This is a genomic window from Enterococcus sp. AMC1252, from assembly GCF_058216515.1.
In genome coordinates this window covers 532,980-559,927 of the sequence record NZ_CM177097.1, presented here as the reverse complement: position 1 = coordinate 559,927, position 26,948 = coordinate 532,980, and the positions used below count along the sequence as shown (strand labels likewise).

Here is a 26,948-nt window from a genome sequence, read left to right as displayed (position 1 = left end):
TTTCTACTTATAGTAAACTCGTTAATAGTTGTGCACCTTGGGCTAACACAATGACGATACCGCCCCAGATCAAAACTTTAGAAATATTTTTATTTTTAACTTTATTTCTTTTTCCTAAAATCAATCCAATAATAAGTAACACGATTCCCAGAATGATTGTTCCAATCCAGACATACATTAAAACTGACGGATCTGGAATTTTGATGAATGAATTATCTAATAGTTTACTTGGCATAATGATATATCTCCTTTTAAATTAAATTTCTTTGACTAACATTGAACGATAGGTCACGATCATTAACAGTACACTCACTGCTCCTAAAAATAATGACACAATAGGGATTCCCAATAAACCAGCTGGCGATGCTTGTGAATTAGAACCAATCACTACAATAACTAATGAGGAAACAACGGTTGCAATAACCGAAATATTTTTCATTCCAATAAATAAAGGTAAAAAACCTAGACAAATATTTGAAACTAGTACAATGATTAACGACCACAAACTTTCTGACACAAAAGTCACAAATCCCAATCGTTGACTTAATAAATAAATACTGAGTTCCTGAAATAGAGTTGAGAATACAGCAAATGCAGCTGTTAATAGAAAGATAAGTAGGAACTTAACTAAAATCAATTGTTTTTTACTATATGGATAAGTAAAAAGCACTGTAATCGTTTTTGTTTTATATTCTTCAATAATGATTTGAACAATTAAAATTGCTTGCCACACAATCAAAACTGCTCGTGTAATCAGCAACGCCAATTCCGATGTCGACAGTTGGACTGCAACACCTGTTGGGTTCACTTCACTTGATGGATCAGCTAATAGTGTTGACGTAAAAATGGAAAGTAGCAGTACGATGAGATTCATCACGATCAGTGAAATAATTTGGCTTTTTAAATTGATTTTCTTTAGTTCGATTTTCAACAACTTGTTCATATACTCACTCCTTCTTTGACCAAGGATAAGTAATACTCTTCAATATCCAAATCCATCTCTTCCAGGGCTTTCTTACTAACTTCTTTGATTAGTTTCCCTTTCGCAACGATCCCAATCATATCAGCTATTTTGAATACTTCTATCAGTATATGACTAGAAATCAAAACAGTTGTTCCATACGCTTGGTTAATGGCCAAAATCAAGTTTCTAAAATCAATAATTCCTTCTGGATCCAACCCATTTATCGGCTCATCTAAAATCAATAATTCTGGTTCATTTAAAAGTGCTCTCCCTAAGCCTAATCGTTGTTTCATTCCTAATGATAACTGATCGATCATCTTTTCCTTTTCGTTGAATAATCCAATGTCTTGCAAGACTTTGTCTATATTACTTTTAAACTGTTCTCCCATATAATCGCAATGAAGCAATAGATTTTCTTCCACAGTCATATTTTCATAGAAGACAGGTGTTTCGATAATACTGCCTAGTTTTTTGTACTGCTCCACAGATTGAGGCATTTTCTCATTAAAGAGAGAAATTTCTCCGCTATCAGGTTTCACAAGATCAAAAATTGATTTGATGATTGTCGTTTTACCAGCTCCATTTGCCCCTAGTAATCCGTATATCATCCCTTTCTTTAATGAAAGTGATACATTGTCTAAAACAAGCTGCTCGCCAAATGACTTTGTCAATTTTTTGATTTCCAACACATTATCCAATAAAAATTTCACTCTTTTCTTTCTGAATATTTTATTATGAATATTCATAACTTTATATTCACATATTAATGCTTGTACGTCGTTCTGTCAAGCGTTTATGACATTTTTGTTATAATCTACTGATTTTTAATAGATTCATGAATCATGATCGCAATAATAACTTGACAAATTTTTTATTTAAACTACAATTATGAATATTAAGATAAATATATTCAAAGTCAGAAAGTAGGCTACTAATGAAGACAGGCACTAAGGGATTTTCAGAAGAAAAAAGAGCAGAATTAAGAAATACTCTATGTATGGAATGCGAAAAAAGCTGGGGAACTAATGGATATAAGAAGACGAACATTGCTGAATTGACGTCAAAAGCCTCTATTTCTACTGGTGCATTTTATTTGCTATATGGAACAAAAGAAGAGTTATTTGTTGATACATTAGATAGAGTGCAGAATCGGTTAAAAACCAATTGGCGTAATATTTTAAATGCTTCGCCGTCTAAAGAAGGTTTTGTCCAAGCAATGAAATTCTTGTTCCGTGAATACAAAAATTCACCTTTTCTTTATGACTTCTCAAACCCTGATTTTTTAGCCTTTATTGGTAAACTACCACCAAATCTCATTACTGAACTTGAAACAGATAACTGGAAGTTTTTTGAAGAGGCATTACATATTGCCAATTTAGAGCTTAAAGTGAGTGAAAAAAAAGCTTTTGAAATTATCAATACTCTCTTAAGTATTATTATTATTCGTGATAGAGTCACAGATGATTTTGAGAGTATTTTCGAGTTCATTTTAGACTCTACTATTGATAATGTGATTGAATAACTAGACGACAGGAGGAATAATTATGTTATCTGAAATTAATTCTACTTTGAACAAGGTCAACGACTCATTAAATGTAAACGTTGCTTTACCTACACCAAATAACGAACGTTTAGCTAAAGCTTCCGCTGTCAATTTACTATTAGGAACAACAGCAATCTGCTATGGTTTAATGACAAAAAAGAAAAGTTATTGCTTAATGGGTGGGCTTTCTGTACTATCGGCTTGGTTTTTAAATGAAGAAATAGACTCAAAAAAGTAATTTTTTCTTTTACTGCTAACTACTTATACAAAATAAAAGCGATTATAGCAAAACAAGATATGTTTTGCTATAATCGCTTTTTTGTTGGTTTCAAATTTTCTGTGAAGTAAACGTTGGATATTTTTTAATAATTTCTTGATACCACTCAAAAGACTTTTTCTTTTCTCTTTTCAAAGTTCCCGTCTGATCATCATTTTTGTCTACGTAGATAAAACCATATCTTTTTTTCATTTCGCCAGTTGTTGCACTGACTAAATCAATTGGTCCCCACATTAAATAGCCAAAACAATCGACATAATCTTCAACGATTGCTTTTTCCATCTGTTCTAAGTGCTTTTGCACATATTCGATTCGATAATCATCTTGAATCAATCCATCCGATTCTACTTGATCAATTGCACCTAAGCCATTTTCCGTAACAATAATTGGTAATCCATAGCGTCTATAAATATAATTCAAGAGATATCTTAATCCCGTTGGATCGATTGCCCAGCCCCATTTACTCTGCTCTAAATAAGGATTTTGGACACCACCAAACAGCGTCTCTTCATTCTCATCATCACCTTCATAATGAGCCACACTGGAAGAATAGTAGTTCAACCCAATAAAATCGAGTTGTCCTTCTTTGAAGGCTTGTTGATCGGCTTTTGTAACTTGTAAATCAATGCCTTGTGCTTGATATTCTTTTAATTTATATTCTGGGAATTTCCCCATACACATAGCATCGATTTGATAAAATTCACGATCTGTTTCTTTCAAGGAATTCATGACGTTTTGCGGATCACAATTTAAAGGATACGCTGGTGTCAATCCAAAGACGCATCCAACTTGATTGGTTGGATCAACTATGCGCGCTAACTTAACAGCTTTCACACTTGCCAACGTCATGTTGTAACTGATTGTCGCTAATGTTTGTTTTTTATTTACCATCTCGGTATATTTTAAGCCTGCAATGATGTAGGTAAAAATATCTGATGCTTCGGTTTGAGGATCGATATGGTTCATTTCATTAAAGGTAACCCAATAGCGCACTTTGCCTCTTAATGCTTCAAACATTGTTCGACAATAATTTAAATAAAAATCAATCACTTTAGGATTCGTCCACGAACCATATTCTTTCACCAAATGAATAGGCATTTCAAAATGATACAAGGTCACAATAGGCTCGATATTATGTTTTAACAGTTCAGCAACTACATTTTGATAGTACTCTATCCCTAATTGATTTGGCTCTGTTTCGTCTCCTTTAGGATAGATTCTTGACCAATCGATTGAAATACGCAATGCTTTAAAGCCCATTTCAGCAAACAGTGCAATGTCTTCTTTATAACGATGATAAAAATCAATCCCCTCATGGGAAGGATAATATTTACCTGACTCTATTGTCTGGCAGATTTCACGCGGAGTGTCGTGCGTTCCTTGTGTAACCAGATCCATAATCGCCACACCTTTTCCATCTTGATCCCAAGCACCTTCACATTGATGAGCCGCAATACTGCCGCCCCATAAAAATTCATTATTTTTCATTTAAAACTCTCCTTGATCCTTTAGTAAAAAACGTCTACTTGATTCTTATTATACTAGAAACAGCGATGGAAAGAAGCCTCGCTATTTCTAGTCTCTCATTTATAAAATAACTGTTAAACACTCATCCTGAGCAATTAAATCCTCTTTCACTGCTGGAATCACATCTAGATAATCCATCGTATTTGTTACGACTACGATTACGGTCGGATCATAACCGTCTTTTTGAATCCCCGCAAAATCAACCGTAGACAGCAATTGTCCTTGTTCCACAATCTCTCCTTGTTCTACGATTGTATCAAAGTATTTCCCATCAAGTTCTACAGTATCAATACCAATATGGATTAACACTTCTACTCCTTGTTCTGTTTTAATGCCGATTGCGTGCTTTGTCGGAAAAACCGCTGAAACTTCACCAGATACTGGCGCAACAATTTTATCATCTGCAGGCATGATACCCACACCTTTACCTAGTGCACCGGTTGAAAATGCTTGGTCATTGATTTCAGCTAAGGAAATAGCTTTTCCTTTGACCACCGATGCTAATGGAACCTTCTTTAGTTCAATGTTTTTTTGAGCTATCGCTTCTTTTGGCTCTCCCTTAACGATGACTTCTTTTTCTTCTTGTGGAATTCCTAAAATATAAGCTGAAACGGCCGCTGCTGCAAAGCCGATCACAACACTGATAATCATGTAAACTAAGTTTGAAAAATCTTGATTATCTGCATAAGAAGGTAATCCCATCAATCCCCAAACAATCGAATAAGTCTTAACGTTCATCAAACCGGCAAATAAACCTCCTAGCCCCCCACCGATCATCACTGCGATAAAAGGTCTTCTAAACTTGATAAAGGCCCCATAGATAGCTGGTTCTGTTACGCCCATCAAAGCACTGAAACTCACTGTTCCAAATAATTGTTTTTGTTTAGCATCTTTCGCTCTTAAAAAGTAGCCTAGCATTGCACCAGATACCGCTAAATCAGAAATAGTTGCCGCTGCTAAAAAGATCGGATCATACCCCATTTTATTCACAAAGTTCAACGCTAACGGCATCATGAAATTCCCTGCGCCCAACATGATCAAGAATGGCTGAAACGCTGCATACAGCATGACAACGATCCAACTGCCAAATGTATTATGCAGCACTTCAAAGAACCAGCCAATACCATCACCAATCCAAATACCGATCGGGCCAAAAATCAATAACGTCACAGGCAAACAAATAACCATGATCAATAAGGGATTTAAAAAATATTGTAAAAATTTAGGAACATATTTTTTTAATAAAACCGTTAGTTGTCCCATAAACCAAACGGCTAAAATAATTGGAATAAATGAATTTGCATAACCCATTTGCGGCAGTTGAATTCCAAAAATACTTAGTCCTGCTACATCATTGATTGAACTGGAAACAAGTGTTGCAGCTAGTGCTACTGCTAAATATGGGCTCGCTTTCAAACGTTTTGCACATGACATTGCAATAAAAATTGGTAAAAAGAAGAAGACCGCTGAACGAATCGAATCTAGTAATTGATAGGTTGGACTGTCAGCTGAAATCAGTCCTGTGATTGAAAATAAGGATAAGAATCCAGCTAACAATCCAGAAGCAATAATTGGTTCGATTACTGGTGTCATCGTTTCGGAAAGTAGATCCATTGCAGCTTTCAATGGATTTTTCTTTTCTTGTATTTCTTCCTCATTTGAATTTGGAGAAATTCCTAGCATACTGATCAATTCAGCATGCACTTCACTGACATGCGTGCCAATGATCACTTGATACGCTACATTATTAGAAACAACATCGATCACGCCATCGATGGCTTTCAGTTCTTCGGTATTCGCTTTTGAACGATCTTTCAAAGTAAAACGCAAGCGAGTCATACAGTGAACGACTGCTTGAATATTTTCTTTTCCGCCTACTAAGCGGATGATTTTTTCATTGAATGATTGATATTTCATTGTCTTATGTCCTCTCTTTTTGACTCCGATTCGTCACTCGATGGATGTGGAGCATAAGATATGTTTCTTCGTCGATCGTTAGATCACAGGCATATTTTTGCTGAATATAAACTCTGATTTTCTGCACACATTCAAATGAATCCTTATACATCCGCTTGATTTGTTCATTCAAGATTGTGTCACTTTCTTCATGACTGTTTTTAGTCATGATTCGTTGAATAAAATATTGCAGATGGGTCATCAGTCTCATATAATTCATGGAGCCTTCGTCTAATTTGAGTTGAAAATGGTACTGAATGATCGATAAGATATCTCTTAAACTTTCCATTGAGCGGATTGTTTCGTCCAGATTATTCTTATCCTCTTGCAGATTGACAAAGTGCAATGCAATCGAAACAGCCTCATCTTCTGGAAATGTCAATTGAAATTGTTCATTGATCAAATCCAATGCGTAAATGCCAATGTCAAAATGCTGCGGATAAAATTTCTTTACTTCCCAAGTCAATGGGCTGCGAATAAATTGTCCTTTGGCTGCACGTTTCAATGCAAATTCAATATGATCCAGTAAGGTCAAACTTAGATAATCATTTGATTTTTCACTCAACTTTTCTTCTCCGTAAGCAATGATTTGATTCACTAACGTAATATGATTGGCATCAGAATGAGACAACAAATAGCTAAAGTGCTCTAACATATCATTTGAATCTAAAACATACGTCTTTTCGATCTCCTTTTCATGAATCACTTGACCAACTTTTTTTCGAAAAGCTAATCCTTTCGCATACACAATGACCTCATTATTCCCACGGCTTACGATTGCTACATTGTTGTTTAAAATTTGACTTACTTTCACTTGATTTACTCCTTTCCAGAAAAAAAACTCAAATTACCTAGGAAAGGACATTCCTAGGTAATTTGAGTTCTGCCTGCTTTAATCAGTAACATACTCTATAAAATGGCTACATCGCCATTAACGTTTTTTTTCTTGTTTTTAGTATAATGCATTTGATTTTAATATGCAACGCTTTCATTGTTACAACCAGAATTCAGCGTTTACTTTAAATCTGCTCCATTTGTTTCGATCACTTTTTTATACCAATAAAAAGAATCTTTTCGTGAACGATCTAGCGTTCCTTCGCCTTCATCATCCAAATCAACGTAAATGAATCCATAACGTTTTGACATTTCACTGGTACTCGCACTGACTAAATCAATACAGCCCCAAGGCGTGTACCCCATCAAATCTACACCTTCATCAATAGCTTGCTCCATTTGTTCAATATGACTTCTTAGATAATCGATACGATAACTATCATGAATGCTGCCATCTGATTCAACCACGTCTTTAGCACCTAAGCCATTCTCTACGATGAACAAGGGGACTTGATAACGATCATATAATTTGTGCAATGTCACACGAAGTCCAACCGGATCGATTTGCCAGCCCCATTCACTTGCTTCTAGATATGGATTTTTCTTAGAACCTAGGAGATTACCTCCAGTAGTATCGCCATCTTTTTTATGAGAAGCAATGCTGCTCATATAATAACTAAATGACATAAAATCCACAGTACCTTCACGTAGAATTTGATCATCATCAGCTTCTTTTTTGATTGTAATAGTGTGATCACGGAAAAACTTGTTCATGTAGCTTGGGTAGTAACCACGAATTTGAACATCTGAATAGAACAAGTTACTGTGATCGCTATTCACACTTTCCATGATATCTAATGGATTACATGTTTCTGGATAAGCTTCCATTCTAGCCAACATACACCCAATTTGTGCATCTGGAATAATTTCATGACAAGCTTTGACCGCTAAAGCACTTGCGACAAATTGATGATGCGCTGCTTGGTATTGTGCTTGTAGCATGTTTTTCTCTCCATCCGCTAAAATACCACCGCTTAAGTAACCCGTCATCCCGATAATGTTGATTTCGTTGAATGTCAACCAGTATCTCACTTTGTCTTTATAACGATTGAACAATACCCGAGCATAGCGCTCAAAAGCAGCGATCGTTTCACGACTTTCCCAACCGTTTTGTTTAAATGCTAAACCCAAAGGAAATTCATAGTGAGAAATTGTTACCAAAGGTTCAATATTATATTTCAAACACTCATCAAAAACGTCATCATAAAAAGCTAAACCAGCTTCATTTGGCTCTACGTCGTCACCATTTGGAAAAATACGTGGCCACGAAATCGATAAGCGAAATGTTTTAAAACCCATTTCAGCAAATAATGCGATATCTTCTTTATAACGATGATAAAAATCGATGCCATGACGTTTTGGATAAATGCCTTCTTTATCATTCATTGCAAATTCAACATCCGCTCTTGTTGTTGGTCTTAACAACTCAGCCATACTGATCCCATTTGCTTTGATAAACCTTGCCGTATCAGCTGTAGACCAGCCTTTCCCGTCTTCTAAAAATGCACCCTCAAATTGATTGGCTGCTGTTGCGCCGCCCCATAAAAAATTTTGTGGAAATCCACTCATATTTTCCCATCCTCTCGATCATTAATTTAGTGTATAATTGACTTAATACATCTATCTTAGCATGAGTTATGGGAAAGTTATTTTTTTGTTTCGAGTGTTATTTTCACTATTTCGCTTCATTTTCATGAGTATGAAAATGAAAGACTGCAAAGGAGTTTTTTGATGCTTGATCTATTTGATTTTCTTCATTATTTGAATACAAATAAGCGCGATGCAACCTATTCACGAATCATCATCTATCTTTTTACACATCTGAAAGAAATTCGGACACTGACTATTACAGAAATTGCTGAGCGTTGCTTTGTTTCGCCGGCTACTTTAACCCGTTTTTGCAGACACTTTGGCATTTCAACCTTTTCTTCTTTACGAGATTCTTTGGTTACTTTAGGCGCAATGAAAAAACATAGTGGGTTACGCATGAAAGAACAAGAACTGATAGAATTGAAAAATGATCCTAAAAGTTATCTTACTTCTTATGGAGCAGAGATTACCACCGCAGTAAATGATGTTTTACAAACAATCGATATTCAACAAGTTGATCAACTACTAGCTGACATCCATCAAGCACAAGAAATCGTTCTTATTGGTTACAGTGCTACCTTAGACTTGGCGAAAGATTTACAGACTTCTTTTCTCTTAAGTCAAAAACTAGTATTTGTAGGGGAAACAGAAGAAACACAACAAGCCTTTGTAGAGGATCTTACTGAAAAATCAATTGTGATCGTGATTTCCTCATATGGTTCTTTACTTAATCGAAGTAGTAAGTTGATGCGAAAAATCAGTGATAGCCTAGCAAAGTCTATTTTTTTGACCCAACATACACAAAACACCTTGACGAATCAATTTGATTTGTCCATTAATGTAACAACCACAAACTATGTACGAATCGGCAATTATCCGTTGACATTCTTTTTGGATTATTTGGTGAGACGATATGCAAGTTTGTATGTTAGCTAGATGAGCCTGTGATACTCGGCTTTTAAACACATCAAAAAGACAATGACGTTAAGAATTTAGCTACGCAGACTAACTTCTTGGCAAACGTATTTCAGGTTGTAGTTAAGTGAGTCGTTGTGCTCTGTATTATCTAGCTTCGCGGACTAGTTTCGACTGAACGAGCCCGCGAAGCTTTCAAATTTAGGAGGAAAATATGGGATTGTTTGATTTTTTTAAAAAAGAAGAACCAAAAAAAGGGATCAATTTAGATGATGAAGTAGCAAAGATCGTAGCGATTTATGAAACATATCCAGAGTTCCCAGTAATGTCGCCAGATCGAAATGTTGATGAATGGATAGAATCGATTGCTGACGGGACTGGTAAAATCGTTCCAAAAGAAAGCATGATCCGAAATGAAGATGGCTTACTGCCAGGAGAAGTGATTTTACTTGATTGGGTCAATGAAAAAGATTCCACTACTGCAGTTTTTCCAGAATTCTTTGAAATGGAACTTGGAATCGATCCTGTAGCGAGTACAAATGAATTATTGTTTGCCGATTATCTCGATATTTTAAACGATGCTTCCGTCATCGATTATTGGTCTTTAAATCAATTAAATGAGGTCTTTAAAGACAACGGACTGAGTAAATGCAATACGAAAGAAGAAGCCATCAAATTGCTGACCAAAGAATTCACTGCGGATTATATTGTCAATATGGTTGACCCAGGCATTTATGTTTTGATGGATAAAGGACAAATGATTGTTAAAAAATATGCGGAGTTTATTCATGACTATTTAGATACACCTCCAAAATAAAAAAGAAGCTAGGCTAACAATCGCTGTTATGCCTAGCTTTCTTTATGCTTTAGCCTACTAGTTCCCAAGGTCCCCATTGTTCTGTTCCAGGTACATTTCCTTGAGTCCACCATTTTGCCTTGTAAGTTTTGCCTTGATAAGTTACAACATCACCGCTATTATAAGCTTTGGCTGCATCCCATCCATTGGTTACAGGTGGTGTTGTGCTATCTTTTGTTTTCACAGCTACGCTATTACTATCTGCGGAAAGATTTCCGGCTGCATCATAAGCCTTTACTGTGTAATTATATGTTGTATTAGCTTTTAACGTTGTATCTGTAAATGTTGTTTCTGCAACAGTTCCTACTAATACACCATCACGATAAATTTTATACCCTGCTAACTTTACGTTATCAGTTGAAGCTGACCAGCTTAGTGTTGCCGCAGATTCAGTAATAGTTCCCGCAGTTAAATTCCCTGGGATTGTCGGAGGTATCGTATCTGTTGGATCTGGATTGACTGCTCCACCACCATAAATCGTTTGTTTGCTAAGTTCTGCACCGTTTTTAGCAATCCTTTGTGTTAACGAAATACTACTGATACGATTTACGTCAACTGCTGCTGCACTAGATTTTAATCTAAACGTATAGCTTGTCCCTTGCGGAATTTGTTGTGCATCATACACCGAAGATAAATCTACGATAACATTTCCGTTTTCTGCCGTTACAGTCCCAGCTTTATAATCTCCTGCAGTTAATGTTTCCGCTGCGTTGATTGGAATGTATAGTTTTGGTAATTTCACCGTTTCAAAGGCTGCTTCTACGGCTTTTAAGACATCACCAGTTTCGTTTGAAGTTTCATTATTTTTTACAGTGATTTCATATCCAGCTCCATTTTCATTGTACGGAGTGATAGTTGCTTTGACATTTAAATCAGCATAAACTGTTTTATTGCCTGGAAGTACTGCCGTACCAAACAAACCTGTTTTGATTGCTTTAGTCAATTCATCACGTTTTGTTGTATCTGTCGCTTTATCTTGTGATTGCATCCAAGAAATCACGCCACCTAATTGGTTATTTTTTACGTACTCTGCTTTATAACCAATTGAACGTGGATTATCATAGGTATAAAATTCACCTGTTTTTTGATTGTACATATAGGGAGCTTTAGCTACGTCATCCCAATATTCTTTTAAATCAGGTGATTTTACTTTAAGATCAGCAATATTACGATATGGCCACACGCCACCTGCACGTCCTCCATCACCTGACTTCAGCGGGTTTTTATTGTTAGCGCCATAAGTTGGTGATAAATCGGCATCTTTGTTATTTTTTTCTGCTGCTTGGAATAGACCAGGGTGTGCCGCATCTGTCCCTTGTGCTACTTTATTCCAACCACGTGTATAAAAGGCTGCCCCTATCACGATTTTACTTGCTGGTGCACCGTTTGTTTGCAAGTACTTAACGGTTTGATCAACAGAAAAACCGTTAGCATAATTCGGATCTGCTGGGTTACCATAAAGTGCACTATGATGCGCACTATTTGGTGTCCATGCACCATTCATATCATAAGTCATCACGTTAGCAAAATCGACTACTTTAAATAATTGTGCAACATCTACACCGTTTTTCAAAGTATTTTGTGAAGCTGGTAAAGCAACAGAAAGCTCATAAGTTTTGCCTAAATCTTTTCCTTGTTTATCGATAGCTGCGCGAATATCTTGTAATAGTATGATGAAATTTTGTTTATCTTCTGGTTTTGCATGAGGTGTTCCTTCGTCATTAGTGTTATCAACTTTGTCAGGTTCACGAACAGATGCAGGATACTCCCAATCCAAATCTACAAAATCCATATTAGTATACTTGATAAATTTAGCGATATTGCTAACAAAAGTTGCACGTACAGCTGGGTTGGCAGCTACATCGGAGAAATCTCCTGATTTAGACCAACCACCAATTGAAATACCAATTTTTAAATTAGGATTTTTGGCACGAATATCTTGAATTGCATTTAAGACCCCTGCACTAGCGCTATTCCACTGAACACCCTCTTGTCCAACAGGAGCTCCAACTGCAGCATCTTTATCCGTAAACTTCAAATTGCCACTGCTATCAAAATCTAAGAAAGCATAGTTTAAATGAGTCAACTGATCCGCAGGAATATCCTTTGGATAAAAGTTATCTTCTCCTCCCCAAATCGACCAATCACCGTAGTACATAACATTACGGTATTGAGAAGGGGCGGCAGCTTCTACAGTCTTACTTGGTACTAATACAGATAAGGATAAAACCAAACTTGAAACAACAAGTACTAACGCGGATAAAACGTTTACATTCTTTCTAAACACTTTTTTCAAAATTTCCACCTCGTCTTAAGTTTTTTTGTGCTGTTTAAACCATCCAGACTGATTCTACTTTCTTCATGTTGACAGAAGAAAAACTTTTTTATTTAAGACTGCACCTCCTGTTCTTCTTCTTATTTCTCTTATAATAATATAACAATTAGAGTATGAATGCGAACAATATACTTATTTGAATGATATTTTTTTATTAAAAGAAAAATAAATATGATCGATAAAAAAATAAAATGCAGGTTAAGCTGAGAATCTGCTTAACACCACACTTTATGTTTAAAAAAGATATCACAAAAATATGCTTTTACCGAGATTGATCTGACACGTTTATTTTTATATACGATAATCTCTAGCAACTGCATAAATTTCTGATATAGTTCCATTGGTTCCATATTTTACACCAAAGCTCTTTCCAAAAAGACGTTTTTCTTTTGCCTCATCAAGATTCCGATAAAGAATAATTTCTTTATTTCCAAGTGATTCCGTTGCCTTGGTCTCTTCTTCAAACTTTTTCACAAGCTTTTCTTGATCCGCTAGATCTAGCCAAGTACTTAAGTTTTTTATAGTACTCGTTTCATTTTTCCCATGAAAAATTCCATCCTCTGATGCGTTGTAAATCACTAATTTTTCACTAGCTAGTTTGACTTTTTTTTGAATAGGAATATAATTATACACCAACTTTACTTCCCCATATGACAAGTATTTTCCCGATAGATTTTTATATTTTATAAAACATGAAAACTCTAAAGTATTCTCAGAGGTAAATATGTTATAGGAGTCTGTCTCTTTTTCGCTTCCTTCAATAGACAAGTCTTCTGCAAGCAAATTCTTTGCAGATGATATATTCTCTGGAATATCCACTTTAAATTTATATTCCATGAGGTTCTGGGCTTCTTCCGCTGATATATCTATATATTCAAAATCACCAAAAGGCACCTTGCGATCTTTCCACCAGGTAAATTTTTGTTCACGTTTATCCAGTTTATGGTTCACCGTAGATGTGGGTTGCTCTGACTTTCCAGCACAAGCTGTCAAAAGGAACCATGGAAGCAAAAACAACATTATTTTTGAGTATTTCATAAAACTCCTCCTTTCTACTTACAATCTAATTGGTAAAATAATTTCTTCTTTCCCTCTAAATTGATTCTTATCAAATGAAAATATAACATCAGAAAATGATTGGTCATTCAACTGGTACACAGTTGCACTTTCTATCGAATCATTTTTGTTGATTAATTGCTTCCCATTTTCTACTAGATATGATAAATCAGTTGCCTGTTCATGTTTTGTGATTGGGCTAGCGCTTAATCGTTTTCCGTCTTGTTCAACCGTTACTAATGTTTTCCAATGACTTGCGGATTGCTTGACTTCACTTTTATTCTTAAAAACATAGCGCACAATCAAAAGATTTTTCTTATCATTTTCAGAAATAATTTTGTAACCTGTCAAATCAAAAAGGTACGAATCATTTTCAATTTTATTTAACTTCTTTTTAACTTGTTCTGAGGTCACCGTTTTTTTTGCAGAATTTTCTAGTTTCAAAGTCCCAACTGATTGATCAAATAATGTTGTTCTTCTTTTTTCTTGGTTATCTTGTGGCGTGTAAAAGATATATTCTACTAGATGTTGTTTTTGGAGCGTATAGTAGGTTGATACCCATACTGGTTTTTGTCTGTATTCATATTTAAAGGAAAAACGTAAAACTCTATGTCCGTCTAATATTAATTTTTCTGGTGAAACATGATCAACGCCAAAAGATTCGTTGATTAGTTTTTTTGACTGTTGTTCCAATGTGCGTTCTTTAGTGTTCGCCTTATCACGTACACGAACAAACATATAAGCGTTACTCGCTGTATCTTCTGCACCAAAAACTGCGGCTTCATTATATTGCTCTTGATAATCCTCTTGTCCCTTCCAACCAACTGGCAGACTAAAGGAATATTCTACACCTTCTTTTGAAAAGTATTCTTTTTCTTTAGACAAAGCTTGATGCGTGCAGCCAGTCAAAAGAAATAGCAGTGTACAGAAAATGATTCCTTTCAGTTGCTTCATATAGATTCTCCTTTGTCTTTTTGATTTAATTTTATGCCTCAGCTTTTACCCTCAACTGTTTTTTTGACCAGTAGATATAACCAATAAAAAGTAGTATACAAAGAATGAATAAAGCTGATCCAAACACAAATCCTTGCGGTAAGAAAACAAACTTGATTTCATGTTGGCCAGCTGATACTGGAATTGCTAAAAAGGCATCTTTAAACGTTGGAATCGGCACTTCTTTTCCATCGATATAGGCTTTCCAACCTTTATCATATGGAATCGTTGTTAACAACACCCCTTCTTTATCAAAAGAAGTTTGAGCTTGTGCTTTGCGGCCATTCGTTTTAAAATTCACACTTTTTTCTTGAATCTTTTTCACCGATTTTTCAAATTCCTGTGTATTTAAAAAGACAACATCTGGTTTGAACAACGTAGTTCTCTGCTTACCACCTGTAAAACTGGTCGTAACTTTTATTGTTTTTATTTTGTCATAATACCCTATCGAGTGATATTGACCATCATCTCGTAAATCCGTTCTACGTGTTACACCATCGACCGTCACATGTACTTTTGTGTCTATCGCCGCACCTAAATCTGTCGGTACTATGCTTAAATAACCTTGGGAGTGCTCAGGAACTGTAATTAGCCAAGTAACTGATTTTATTTTATTGGGCTCTTCTTCACTAAAACTAATGGTGTTTTCTTCTTCTGTTATAATCACATTTTTGGAATCAACCATTGTTGCTTCGCCAAAACTAAATAACTCACCTTCTGAACCAGATAAATAATTGAAGAGGTCTGTTTGATTTTGGACTGCTTCTTTTTCATAAATGCCTTTATCCGTCATAATTCCTAACGGTAATGCATAATCATTTTTATAAAGGCTATAGTCACCTGATTGACCAATTTTTTCATAACCAAACTTGTTTAAATTGCCTTTAGCAATGGTATATTTCATCCCAATCAAAGCATCCATCAGCAAAGTATTATTTTCATAATGCACCTGAAGATTGCTGCCTAGAGAACGAAATCCTAGCGCATTCATATATTGTGAAGAATGTCTATTACGGATCGACGAAAACATACCAATACCATGGTAGCCGAAATTAAAACTATCATCTAAAGAGATTGGATTTAAATTTTCCATTCTAAAAAAGGTTTTGTTTTCATCAAATGCTTGATCTGACAACGCTTTGATATGAGGATACGGCTTAGCAATCAAGTCACGCGAAGGATAGTTCCAATCCTGTTTAATTCCTTTTACTAATGCTTGCGCATTTACAAGAGCCTCCCCACTCATTAACAAAACAATCAACACGGGTAGCCACTTTTTCCATCTTGACTGATAAACATAAAGATATAAAAGTAAAACATACATTGCCAGTAAACCAATCGTTACTACTAAAGACATTGTCGTAATAACACCATATCTTTTCTTATTCGACACAAGCAAAAAGACAATGAAAAGTCCTGCTATCCCTAGTACACCATTCAACAGTTGATTAAAATCGCTCTTTTCAAATACTTCTAAACCATATCCAGCCAATAAAATCACTAAGAATGAAAATAAAAAACTAAACCTAAAAAGCAACATATTTGGTGAATGCATGCCGTGCCATGCTAAATTAAGCGGTAGAATGTAGACACTTGCAATCAATAAGATAAATAGACTCCCAAAAAGCAACTTATCTTTAATTACAATCTTGTTGCTGATAAAGTAAAATATGCAAAAAATCAGTGCGAATAAGCCAATATAAATAAACGGCATACTTTCAAATTTGGACGTATCATAAACACCTACTAAACTTTTCGCTACAAAATCCCACGGACCAGTATCAGGTGTTAAAAATGTAGACATTGTCGATACACTTTCTCCATTGTTACTAAGATCAAAAATTGTCGGCAATATGGTGATCATTGAGGCACCCCCAGCAAGTAATGAGGTAATCAAGTATGAAAGGATACTTTTTTTATAAGCGCTCCAATTACTGATTGTTTTGGCAAAAAAGTAGAGAAAAGAAAATACGCCTACCATAAAAGCCATATAAAAATTAGATAAAAATAAAAGTAAGTAACTAATAAACAATAGAATTGGTTTCTTATCGTCCATCAATCGATGGATTCCTAGGATAATCAACGGTAAATACATAAATGTATCTAGCCACATGATAACTTCGGAGTACCCTACACTGTAGGACATCAATGCATAAGATACACTTAAACCGACAACGAACCAACGCTTGATTTTAAACGTGTTGTGAGCAAATACCCAAAAAGCCAAGCCACTTACACCAAACTTAAGTAACGTTAAATAATATAAGGCATCTGCCATATTTCCATTATCAAAAAAGAAAACAAGTGGCGTAAACAAGCCATTTAAATAATAAGCCATCAACGCCCAGTAATTTAATCCTAATGAGCCAGACCAAGTATAAAAAATATTTTGTTTACCATGTAAAACATTATTAAAACTAGCATGAAAATTCGCATACTGTGTAAATGAATCGCTCGCTAAAATCGTTAAATTACTGCCCGGATAGATATCGTTAAAATAATAAATCAATCCCATTAATACAACAGGTATACTGAAGCTTAGGAGCATCATCAAACTATTTTGTTTTAGAAACTCTTTTATTCTATGTTTTCTCATTTTTAGCTCTCACTTTCTTTACAGTTCCTAGCATTTCACCGGACAACCCCTATCTTATTGAACGGATAATACCGATAGACAACGATTCCTTCGATTTGATTTTGATCAACTAAACCAAATATCCGACTGTCTTCAGAATGATTTCTATTATCACCCAGAACAAAATAAGCATTTTCAGGTATCTTATAATATACTGATAATGCTCTCGCAACATTTGTTGTAACATTGACTCGAATCGTTCCATCTGGTAGCTCTTTAGCCGCTAAATTTTGTCCATAGAGATTTTTAGGATTGTTTTCTGCTTGCTGGTTAATATACAACGTATTTTCTTCCACCCATATAACATCTCCCGGCATTCCTATCACTCGTTTGATATAAGAATCTCCCTTCGCTGTTTTCGGCTCAAATGTGACAATCTCATACCTAGATGGAACCATTCCTTTAGCTACCAAAACACGATCCTTATTAGCAAAAGTCGGTGCCATAGAATGACCTTCTACTCGATGCGTGGCTATACGAAATAAGAACAGAAAACAAGCAATGAAAAAAAACAGAAAAATCAAGTTCGAAAAATAACGACGTACTTTCCCAGCTCGACTTTCTTTTTGATTTTTCTTTCTTTCAAGCATTCGTTGCCTTTTTATGTAACTGAATATTTTCTTTTTTTTATAAGGTGTTCTTTTTTTTGTATGACCAGTAGGACTTTTTCTATGTACTATCTGCTCTGATTTTGGCTGTTTCATTTTTCACCTCGTTATTCATAGACTAAAAATGGGTCATTTCATGAATTGGAAATACTCTCATCGTTACTACGCCAATAATGTCTTTTTCATCAACCAGACCAAAATACCGACTGTCTGTTGAGTAACGTCGATTATCACCCAAAACAACGTATTTACCTTTTGGTATACTATTTTCTTGCAGTAGTTCCTGTAGTGAAAAATCGGGTGTTATATTAGTATCTTGTCCTTCTTTAACTTGTATAGCTTGGGACATAAAGCGTTCCACTACTTCTTCTCCCTCTATATATAATTTACCTTCTTTATAGAAAAAATCTTCACCTGGTAAAGCAATGACACGCCGAATCATCACTTCCTGATTTTTAGGTTCTTTGAAATAGACTAAACTGAACCGCTTGATCTGTCCCCATTTATTTACGAACAAGCGATCCTTATCATTCACAGTTGGTGTCATGGAGTAACCTTCAACTTCAGGAATAGAGAATGTAAAATATGCAATTACTGAAATCAAAGAAACAGTAATGAAAATGGTAATAAGCAATTCTAAAAGTAGCTTTTTACGCTTTTGTTTCTTTAAAGTAATACGCTGTTTTTTTGTTAATCGCTTTGCTTTAGCTCTCTGGTATTTTCGTTTTTTCTGAGGTTTCACGTTTATTGCAGATTTCGTTACTTTTCTTGCTCCATCATTTTTTCGTTTTTTGGAGATCTTAGTGGTACTTTCTTTAGAAGTTGGTTTCATTTTAGTTACTGGACGTTTATTCTTCTTTTGGTTACCTAGTTCCATTTGATTCACCTCAACCTAGCTACTACTTTTTGATCTTCAAAGCAGCTTCATTGACTTTAAATCGTTTGAATACTTTCTTTTGACTGTCTTTCACTTTTTTTACATCCTTTTGATAGCCTTCCATCGTATCAGTGTTTCCTAAGGTGTCTACGGTCTGACTACTCAAATTGGTTCCCAGTTCTTTCAGTAAAACAAAATGACGATTCAACAACATTTGCCCTTCTTCGGTTAAACCTTGGTACGCTCTTCTTGCACCATAACTAGATAAAGATAACGACAGTTCCCTTAGATTTTTAATTGATTTTTGCGGATTTTCATTATTTTTAATATTGTTTAATTGAAGCTCAACTTCATCTAGGAGATAATAACTTTGAACAATCGAGTCAGAATCATTCCCATTCAAGTTATTCATTTGGTAATGTCGCGTGTAAAAGGCACCACTAGTTGCGATTAACATTAAAACAAGGAGAATAATACCTGTGTTCCGTTGCCGCTTAACTTGTTTTTCAAATTTACGACGTTTCATAATAAATTGTTTTCGTTTACGCTTATTTTTCGGCGCTTTCCTTTTTAATGGACGTAATTTTCGACTAGTCATTATCAAAAGAGCCACGGAAAATAGTGCAAATAGGAAAAAGAGCAAGGCACTAGACATTAATGTTACAAAAGACCAATCCAACATACTCATATTCGTCTCTCTCTCCTTTTAATTTTTTTATCTAGCGTTTACTTTTTTTAGCATTCTTTTTCTTCTTGGTTCTTTTTTTATTAAGCTTCCTAACTACAAAAAATATAATCAAGCCTAAAATAAAGACACTTATAACAATTGGGACAATTAGCTTCCAATTAATTCCTTGTTCTTGAACCAAATTAACATCTTGTTTGTTATACTTATCAGCATCTTCATCCGTAATTGTAAAGTCTTCAGTCCATTCCCATTTTCTATCTTTAGAGGTTGCAAGAACATGTGCACGATACTTACCTGGTACCATCTTTTCACCATTCATCGAAATTGGAAAATCCATCATACTATTTGGTGCAAAGCGCATACCAGCTTTTTTAGTATCATAAATAACACTATCTGATTCTTTTGACATAATTTGAACATCCAATGTCAAATCATCTAGAATCGCCGCTTCTATATTTGAAAGATTTACGAAAATACTATTTCGATAGTTACTTAATCCAGCATATGCTTTATTCAGCTTCAATTCTGGTTGAACAACGGTATCTGTTTCTGTCAGTACCATACCGACTAGAAATGCATATTCATTCACAACACCTTTTTGTTTTTCTTGTTCTTCTTTACTAATATGGCGTTTCATTTCAATACCACCAGAAATCATGCCATCATAACTACTTTCAGGCATTGTGATGGCTAGTTCCAATGGAACTGTTGTTTTTGGCGGGATTTTTACAAGTTCTTCTCCTTTGACAACATCTTTAAAATCATATTTCAATGATTTATCATTATCGATTGAACTCGGTCCATATTCAATAACACCATTTCCATTTGTTTTCGCGCCACTAATCGAAACGGTCACTTCCACCTCTTGATCCCCATCGTTTGTTAAATCGATTTGAACGGTTTGTTTTTGTCCTGGCGTCATTCTCAAATCATAATAACCAACTTGTGGATTTTGTTGATTGTCCGGTTTAATTACTTTGTAACTGAATCCTAGTGGATTTTTTTGTTCCTCCTGTTTCTTTGAATCGTTGGCGTATGCCAGTTGGTTCGGTGAAACAAAACTAGCTATGTATACAAGGGAGAGTAAAAATAGGATTGCTTTTTTTTTCATTTCTGTTCTCTAACCTTTCTCTTGAAATGAAATTCGCCGACTCATTGAGCCAGCGAACCTCACTCAGTACTTATTTTTTACGTTAAAACGGATGACTGGTTACGACTTAAAGTACGTCAGCCATTGTCCAAGTGATTTTTGCAGAGTAATCTCCTTCACCAATTGCAGTAGTTGCTGGAATGTTTAAGACAACAGAATCTTTTGCAGTGTCATCAGAGTGTAAACCAAAGTTAAGTTCAAATCTACCGTAACCAACGCCCGCTGCAGCATCTTTGTTATCAACAAAAACTACTGATTCTCCTGCTGTTGCAGCATCTCCTGCCGTAAGTTTCAATGTTCCTGCTTTTTCAGCTGGTTTTAAGCTTGGATCTGCAGTTGTTGTTACATTGATGTTTTTGTACGTAATGTTAGCACCTTTCAAATAAGTACCACTTGTTTTTTCTTTGAAGTTTTCAGTGATTTTAGCACTTACTTGGTATGGACGTTTCTCAGTTGCACGTAAATCTTGGAACCATACAGTATTTTGCATATCAAATTTCTCAGTGTTAGTTGCTTTATCTGCTTCTGTACTATCTGGGTTTGCAGTGATAAGCAACGCATTATAATCACGTTGTGTTTGGCTTGTTAAAATATCGTGTGAATCAAATTCTAGTGGGCTAATACCAATAATTCCCATAGGCCCAGGGTTTGTTGTAGTGATACCTGTTGTGATTGTTGTACCAGTTGTATTACCTGGATCAGTGATGACTGGATCTTCATCTGAGTTATATGTGAACTTAATGTGTCCAGATCCATCAAGATCGTTTGCCTTTGTTGTGTTAGGCATTGCTAATGCAACTCCTGTTGCTGCTAATAAAGCCGCTCCGCATAATTTGTGTGTTAATTTCATTTGTATTTCCTCCTAATATTGTGTGTTTTGATTTATGGTAACTCGGCTAATGTCCAAGTTAGCAACGTAGTGTAAGGTACCGGATCTTTTTTCGTTGTTCCGGGTATTGTTAATGTTATTGCACTGTTTTCTTGCATTTGCTTATTTTCAAAGCTTGTATCAAGCAGCGGTTTCCCGTCTGGATCTACTTTGGGTTTCAAGCTGTTTTCTCTTCCAAGCGGATTATCAGACGATGCACCGAATGAAATAGACCATGTGCCTGCTCCTGAGCCTTGTTTTGCTTCTGCTAGGTTATATGTTTCTCCAATATTTTCCAGACGAATAATATCGCCAGAAACAACTGGGGCATATGTTTTATCTACTGTAGAGTTCGTCCATGATTTGTCTAAGGACAACACAGCACCATTTAACTGATTGTTTGGTGTTTTAGTATTTTGAAATTGCGTCTCTTGTTTTAAGCGAAGAGTCCACCCCATTGCTCCGCCGCGATAATCTGAAACTTGGATAAAATTTCCACGCGCTTCAGTTGCGTCATGAAATAATTGAGCATTCACTGAATAAGTCATATCTTTATCAGATATTTTATTGCGTCCAGTAAAATTGAATTGTGGAACAAAATCAATACGTAGTTTTCCTGATGAGTTTGGACTTTCTCCTGCATCGACAGTTTTATCTGGATTTTCTGGATCTCTAATCCCTACATCTTCATAGTCACCAGTAAACTGGATAGAACCTGTGCCATTTAAACTTTCTTCTGCAGATACAGTCTGACTGCCTGTAGCATAAGGTCCTGCTCCTAGAAGAATCGTGGCAAGTAAAGACAATGTCATTGTTCGTTTCATTGCTTAACGCCCCTTTCCTTCTTGCTTTTCCTTTTTCCGTTTCAAAAGAAAATAGACTAAAGCAATTACAACCATAACGGCACCACTAATGGATAAACTTGTTTTTACTAGTTCACCTGTTGAAGGATATCTACCTTTAGGTTTGCTAGGCATTTCCTTTTCAATTGTTTTTGACGAACTAGTTGATGTTGATGATTCAGTCGAAGCATCTTCTTCGTAGAAACCAATTTCTCCATTTGTTTGGACTGCACCACCGCCATTTTCATCTCCTTGTGCACTAACTATTTGAGCTGATGAAATGAATAGCGTAAACCAAGCAATGAAAAAGATAAGCAGATATGTTACTTTTTTTGTTCTCATTTTATCCCTCCATTATTGGGTTTCGCTTAAAGTAAATTTGACAGTTGCTGTGTATTCACCAATTTTTCTATATTGGTTCGCTTCCAGAATCATTTTAAATCCATTTCCTTTTTTGACCCATTCTTCCTCACTAACATTTTGACTACCTCTGGCTTTTTTGATAATGTCATACGGTTCTTCTAGTTTCAGTACATTATCACGTGCGCCATCTTTATAGACGAGTGCTTCTGGTAATTTATAAGATCGGTCGTCGGTTGATTCCATCACTTTTGTTACCTTAGCTGATAGCTTCCAATCAGTTAAGACTTCTCGGCTATCACTAACCACAAGCGATTGATCATACTCCGGATTATCAGCAGAAAAGTTACCATAACTTCCAGATTCTTTTAGTCCAAAATCAATCATTTTTGGTGCTGAAACAAATGAAAGAACGCCTTCGGCTTTTCCACCAGGTAACCCAACTTCATTAGAATTTACAGTAAGTAGTTCATGTCCTGATTCCGGATTGATTGGTCCTGAAACAAATGGTTTTTCTTGTGGAGAATCACCATTGGCTTTTGCTTTATTTTTAATATCATTACCCACAATCGCATTTTGTCCAAGCTTCACCTTGAACGTTGCTGTTGCTTTTGTGTTGGCTTGTAAATCTCCAACATAAATCGTTAAGGTTCGTGTTTCTTCAACGTAACTAAATTTACTTTGATCCTCACCAATTGACTTACCATTGATCGTAATGCCATGATTTGATGGATCGAAATCTAGTCCGTTTGCAAGAACATCGACTAATTCAACATTTTTCCAAGGCGCAGATTCTGCTTTTGGATTATCAGCTTGTAATGTATAAGTCAACGTATCACCAATTGCAGTCTTATCAGTACCGCCACTTGATTCAACTGATTTAACTAGTTTTGATTGGTCAGGAATGATGTCTTTAACAACCAGACGTTTTGCTGAATTAAAGCGAGTATCGTTGGTTCCGACTTTCACCGCATCATGATACCCTTTATAAGTTTCATACCCAGTAACTTCTTCACTAATATTTCCAAATACACCATCTGGCTCTTGTGTGTACGTTTTCGGTAATGTAAACGCTGGTACAGGGCTAATTGTTGCTTTGTCTTTCAAATAAATATCGACTTTAGCCGTCTTATCTAAATATTTAGGTAGATCAAGTATCCACTTTCCAGCCTTGACTGTTGTAGTGATTGCTTGGCCATTTGAATCTTTCAGCCATTCCCCATCTACTTTAATGAAAACTTTCGCACCCTCTTCACCGCTTGTACCTAATAATTGTTTTGTTGCGTTATTTAAATCTGTTGTCGCTGCTGGTTGAGTTGGTGGTGTAACATCGATTGTAGTGACTGATTCCGCCCAACCTTTTAAATCACCAGGAACTTCGTCACCTGGTTTACCAAGATGGACAGTATTAGGATCGGGGTTTAATTCCCCTGCTTTTCCACCACGCCACGCTCTTACCACCTCAACTTTGTCACCTGTTTCGAAAAATTCAGTATCTCCATTTCCAGTACGTTTATTTTCTGCTTGGAATAAACCAGGACGAGCACCTTCACCATAAACATTCAGCCCCTGTGATTTCTCATCAGCACCTACTGTTTTTCCATTTATTTCATAAGTTTCGCCAGTGTTCGCTTTAGTAACTTTTAAAACGATTGTTACTTCATCTGTCCATGCAGGACGAGAACCCTCAACACCTTCTGGAATAGTGACATGACCAAATGCATACTTATCAGCATTTGTTGGTGTTCGTAATTCATCTACCACTGGATTAGCGTTGTTTCCACTAATACGTGCCATTGTTCGCATATTATTTGCAGTACTTCCCAATACAGCATGAACTGAATCATCCGTCGTAAAAGTACCAGGTAGATTTATTTGACTCATTTGAAATGTTCGATATCTTGCCGCACGTGAGCTGTGATAATCATATCTAAAACCAGTGTCATAAAGTCCCATATCAATAAGTGTCCAAGCACTATACGGATTACCTTCTAGTTGAGCAGCATTTCCTTGCTTCCAGACACTGACATCAGAATAAACATTTTTTAAATCACCGCTACCGTTAAAAACTACACTGCCGCTATTATTTCTAAAATCGTAGTACAGCATATTATGAAATTCCAAAATCGAATTTGTTCCAAAACTAAAAGTACCACCTGTACCGTATCCATCAATCGTAAACTCTGTTCCTGGATCACCAGCAATAACTGTTTGATTTCCTGAGCTGAATCCTCTTCCTAAAGTAGAAATTATTTCTACCTTAGAATTTTTGTCTTCTAATTTAAATGAATTACCCGTACCTGTATAGTTAATTGCCTCTTGATTACCATTGCCAATTATTTTAAATTTTGACCCTCCAGTAACCTTTACAGCATTATTCCCACCAGACAATCGTAATGTTTCAGAACTTGAACTAGCATCTTTAATAATTGAGAATTCTGAATTATTTTCAATATTAAACTGCATATCACTTGATGTTCTAAAACGCATAACTGCTCCAAAACCATTTCCTGTCGCATCATTTCTTATTTTTGCATTTAATACGGCTTTATTTTTAATATTAAAAATACTCCCGTTTCCTTGTAAGATAGTCGCTGGATGCGATTCTGAATCTAGATAAAAATGAGCTGAATTTGTTACTTCTATTAAAGAGTTCAATCCTTGGATACAAAGGATTCCCCCAAAGCGATCTGTCCCAGTTTGTGAGCTATAAATAGTTGCTTTTGTTCCTTCACCGTCAAATTTCATTGTTGCACGGTCTCCATCGATAGCAATCATTGTTGTTCTACTATTATTCAGTTCTAGAGTTGACCCTTGATTGACAAGAATCGTCGCATCATTTACTTGAGAGCCCATAAACATATCTGAAAATGTTCCACTAATCTTTGTTCCATTAGTAATAGTTATATTTTTAGCTTCAAACAATTTATGCCAGTTATCATTCATACTTGTTCCACCAGCACCGCCAGTACCTACTCCATTATGAGTCAGGTGGATGTTTCCTCCATCCATCAAAATAGCGCCATTTTGCAGATATGCAATACGTTTAGTATGTCCTTCAATTAATGAAATATTATTAAAGGCCGCCGTCCAATTTGAACTGTCAGCAGGTGCCGCATAGACCAATGCATCAGCTTTAGTAACTGCACTACCAGAACCTTTCAGATTCACATTATTAAATCTGATTTCAGAAGCTGTTCCAACTGATCCTAAAGTAATTCTAAAATTAGCACCCGCATTAGCCCCCAAATCTAAACTAAAATTGTCTCCCCCATTGGCTCCATCAATTGTTACACTTCTGTTTACAGTACCAGGATTCAGTGCTGAGTTTCCACGAGCAATATTTTTAGTCAATTTGATTGAACTTACTGCTGGATTTTGTAAAGCACTCACAAATGTCCCCCAGTCTTCAACTGTAACTAAACTTCTTGTGTTAAAAGCAACTGGTGAGGCAGTTTCATTATTATTACTTTTAGTCTCAGCTATTTTTTCTGGATATTTCAAGTTAAAACTAGCCTTTGCAACTGTATCATCTTGATAAGTGACTTTAAGCGTATCAGCTATCTTTTTCCCAGCTGTTTTTGCCTTTAAAATTATTGGAAAATCGTATTCTCCTGTGTCCGCTTTAAATTGAATAGCTATTTTATTCATTTGCTCATGATCTTTGATACTTAGATCATTCATGGCAATTGATGGTAGAGACTCTATAAGTTCCTCTGCAAATAAAAGACCTACTTCTTTTTCATCTAAAGACAATACAATTTCTTCTTTTTGTGGATTTTTAACTTTCAAAAGAAACGCTACTTGATCTTTTGATTCAGAAATTTTTTCAAGAGTATATTTGCCTTTATGCTCTTCAGAAGCTTGTATCTTGGTTTGCCCATTAAATAGTAAAAATCCCAAAATACTAAACAAAGAAACCAACAAAACAATTAGTATCGATCTTCTTCCGATCTTCATTATTTTTCTCAACTCCTCTCTATTCGTATAATTTTTTTGTGTGTCGGATCACAC

The 26,948-nt window shown here is 35.7% G+C and carries 23 protein-coding genes; 4 read left to right on the top strand and 19 right to left on the bottom strand.

The window, feature by feature from the left end; genetic code table 11:
• Positions 1-7: 7 nt before the first annotated feature.
• Genes AC4BB5_RS02610 through AC4BB5_RS02600 form a run of 3 tightly spaced genes read right to left on the bottom strand, consistent with a single transcriptional unit; the run spans position 8 to position 1,674 of the window.
• On the bottom strand, positions 8-235 hold the full coding sequence (locus AC4BB5_RS02610; protein WP_490457868.1) for a hypothetical protein: 228 nt from the start codon (positions 233-235) through the stop codon (positions 8-10).
• Between the two features lie 21 nt (positions 236-256).
• Entirely contained in the window at positions 257-943 is a 687-nt protein-coding gene (locus AC4BB5_RS02605) for an ABC transporter permease (RefSeq protein ID WP_490457867.1), read from the bottom strand.
• Entirely contained in the window at positions 940-1,674 is a 735-nt protein-coding gene (locus AC4BB5_RS02600) for an ABC transporter ATP-binding protein (protein WP_490457866.1), read from the bottom strand. Before AC4BB5_RS02600 ends, AC4BB5_RS02605 begins: the two co-directional genes overlap by 4 nt.
• A gap of 224 nt (positions 1,675-1,898) precedes the next feature.
• Here AC4BB5_RS02600 and AC4BB5_RS02595 point away from each other — a divergent pair, with 224 nt between their 5' ends.
• Both AC4BB5_RS02595 and AC4BB5_RS02590 read left to right on the top strand, forming a co-directional pair.
• Positions 1,899-2,486: a TetR/AcrR family transcriptional regulator gene (locus tag AC4BB5_RS02595; RefSeq protein ID WP_490457865.1), complete on the top strand. Its 588-nt coding sequence runs from the start codon at positions 1,899-1,901 to the stop codon at positions 2,484-2,486.
• Between the two features lie 22 nt (positions 2,487-2,508).
• Complete coding sequence (locus AC4BB5_RS02590; protein ID WP_490457864.1) at positions 2,509-2,745, top strand: hypothetical protein; 237 nt, start codon at positions 2,509-2,511, stop codon at positions 2,743-2,745.
• 90 nt (positions 2,746-2,835) lie between these two features.
• On the opposite strand, the gene AC4BB5_RS02585 is transcribed toward AC4BB5_RS02590, so the two are convergent.
• The 4 genes from AC4BB5_RS02585 to AC4BB5_RS02570 all read right to left on the bottom strand — a co-directional run bounded on the left by AC4BB5_RS02585 (position 2,836) and on the right by AC4BB5_RS02570 (position 8,730).
• Entirely contained in the window at positions 2,836-4,272 is a 1,437-nt protein-coding gene (locus tag AC4BB5_RS02585; RefSeq protein WP_490457863.1) for a family 1 glycosylhydrolase, read from the bottom strand.
• Positions 4,273-4,371: 99 nt separating this feature from the next.
• Positions 4,372-6,228 (bottom strand): beta-glucoside-specific PTS transporter subunit IIABC, encoded by a 1,857-nt coding sequence (locus AC4BB5_RS02580; RefSeq protein ID WP_490457862.1) that lies wholly within the window; start codon positions 6,226-6,228, stop codon positions 4,372-4,374.
• Between the two features lie 4 nt (positions 6,229-6,232).
• Positions 6,233-7,081: a PRD domain-containing protein gene (locus tag AC4BB5_RS02575; RefSeq protein ID WP_490457861.1), complete on the bottom strand. Its 849-nt coding sequence runs from the start codon at positions 7,079-7,081 to the stop codon at positions 6,233-6,235.
• Positions 7,082-7,281: 200 nt separating this feature from the next.
• Positions 7,282-8,730 (bottom strand): glycoside hydrolase family 1 protein, encoded by a 1,449-nt coding sequence (locus AC4BB5_RS02570; RefSeq protein WP_490457860.1) that lies wholly within the window; start codon positions 8,728-8,730, stop codon positions 7,282-7,284.
• Between the two features lie 162 nt (positions 8,731-8,892).
• Here AC4BB5_RS02570 and AC4BB5_RS02565 point away from each other — a divergent pair, with 162 nt between their 5' ends.
• Positions 8,893-9,687: a MurR/RpiR family transcriptional regulator gene (locus AC4BB5_RS02565; protein ID WP_490457859.1), complete on the top strand. Its 795-nt coding sequence runs from the start codon at positions 8,893-8,895 to the stop codon at positions 9,685-9,687.
• Between the two features lie 193 nt (positions 9,688-9,880).
• Positions 9,881-10,483: a hypothetical protein gene (locus AC4BB5_RS02560; protein WP_490457858.1), complete on the top strand. Its 603-nt coding sequence runs from the start codon at positions 9,881-9,883 to the stop codon at positions 10,481-10,483.
• A gap of 49 nt (positions 10,484-10,532) precedes the next feature.
• Here AC4BB5_RS02560 and AC4BB5_RS02555 read toward each other — a convergent pair whose 3' ends face one another.
• The 12 genes from AC4BB5_RS02555 to AC4BB5_RS02500 form a co-directional block, all read right to left on the bottom strand.
• Positions 10,533-12,818, bottom strand: a complete 2,286-nt coding sequence (locus tag AC4BB5_RS02555; RefSeq protein ID WP_490457857.1) for a glycosyl hydrolase family 18 protein — start codon at positions 12,816-12,818, stop codon at positions 10,533-10,535.
• A 330-nt stretch (positions 12,819-13,148) separates the two neighbouring features.
• The gene (locus tag AC4BB5_RS02550) at positions 13,149-13,895 is read right to left on the bottom strand and encodes a hypothetical protein (RefSeq protein ID WP_490457856.1); all 747 of its coding nucleotides are present in this window, start codon (positions 13,893-13,895) and stop codon (positions 13,149-13,151) included.
• Positions 13,896-13,913: 18 nt separating this feature from the next.
• Positions 13,914-14,867, bottom strand: a complete 954-nt coding sequence (locus tag AC4BB5_RS02545; RefSeq protein ID WP_490457855.1) for a DUF5067 domain-containing protein — start codon at positions 14,865-14,867, stop codon at positions 13,914-13,916.
• A gap of 31 nt (positions 14,868-14,898) precedes the next feature.
• Positions 14,899-17,502: a YfhO family protein gene (locus AC4BB5_RS02540; RefSeq protein ID WP_490457854.1), complete on the bottom strand. Its 2,604-nt coding sequence runs from the start codon at positions 17,500-17,502 to the stop codon at positions 14,899-14,901.
• Positions 17,503-17,537: 35 nt separating this feature from the next.
• A complete protein-coding gene (gene lepB / locus AC4BB5_RS02535) occupies positions 17,538-18,245 on the bottom strand; it encodes a signal peptidase I (RefSeq protein ID WP_490457853.1) in 708 nt (235 codons plus the stop codon).
• A 22-nt stretch (positions 18,246-18,267) separates the two neighbouring features.
• Complete coding sequence (lepB, locus tag AC4BB5_RS02530) at positions 18,268-19,026, bottom strand: signal peptidase I (protein WP_490457852.1); 759 nt, start codon at positions 19,024-19,026, stop codon at positions 18,268-18,270.
• Between the two features lie 22 nt (positions 19,027-19,048).
• Complete coding sequence (locus tag AC4BB5_RS02525) at positions 19,049-19,714, bottom strand: hypothetical protein (RefSeq protein WP_490457851.1); 666 nt, start codon at positions 19,712-19,714, stop codon at positions 19,049-19,051.
• Between the two features lie 31 nt (positions 19,715-19,745).
• Positions 19,746-20,825, bottom strand: coding sequence for a WxLIP family cell surface protein (locus tag AC4BB5_RS02520; RefSeq protein WP_490457850.1), 1,080 nt, complete (start codon positions 20,823-20,825; stop codon positions 19,746-19,748).
• A 106-nt stretch (positions 20,826-20,931) separates the two neighbouring features.
• Positions 20,932-21,714 (bottom strand): WxL domain-containing protein, encoded by a 783-nt coding sequence (locus AC4BB5_RS02515; protein ID WP_490457849.1) that lies wholly within the window; start codon positions 21,712-21,714, stop codon positions 20,932-20,934.
• A 32-nt stretch (positions 21,715-21,746) separates the two neighbouring features.
• Positions 21,747-22,556 carry a WxL domain-containing protein gene (locus tag AC4BB5_RS02510; protein WP_490457848.1) on the bottom strand — a complete coding sequence of 270 codons (810 nt, stop codon included), beginning with the start codon at positions 22,554-22,556 and terminating at the stop codon, positions 21,747-21,749.
• A 3-nt stretch (positions 22,557-22,559) separates the two neighbouring features.
• Positions 22,560-22,916 (bottom strand): LPXTG cell wall anchor domain-containing protein, encoded by a 357-nt coding sequence (locus AC4BB5_RS02505; RefSeq protein WP_490457847.1) that lies wholly within the window; start codon positions 22,914-22,916, stop codon positions 22,560-22,562.
• Positions 22,917-22,928: 12 nt separating this feature from the next.
• The gene (locus AC4BB5_RS02500) at positions 22,929-26,894 is read right to left on the bottom strand and encodes an isopeptide-forming domain-containing fimbrial protein (RefSeq protein WP_490457846.1); all 3,966 of its coding nucleotides are present in this window, start codon (positions 26,892-26,894) and stop codon (positions 22,929-22,931) included.
• Positions 26,895-26,948 lie beyond the last annotated feature (54 nt).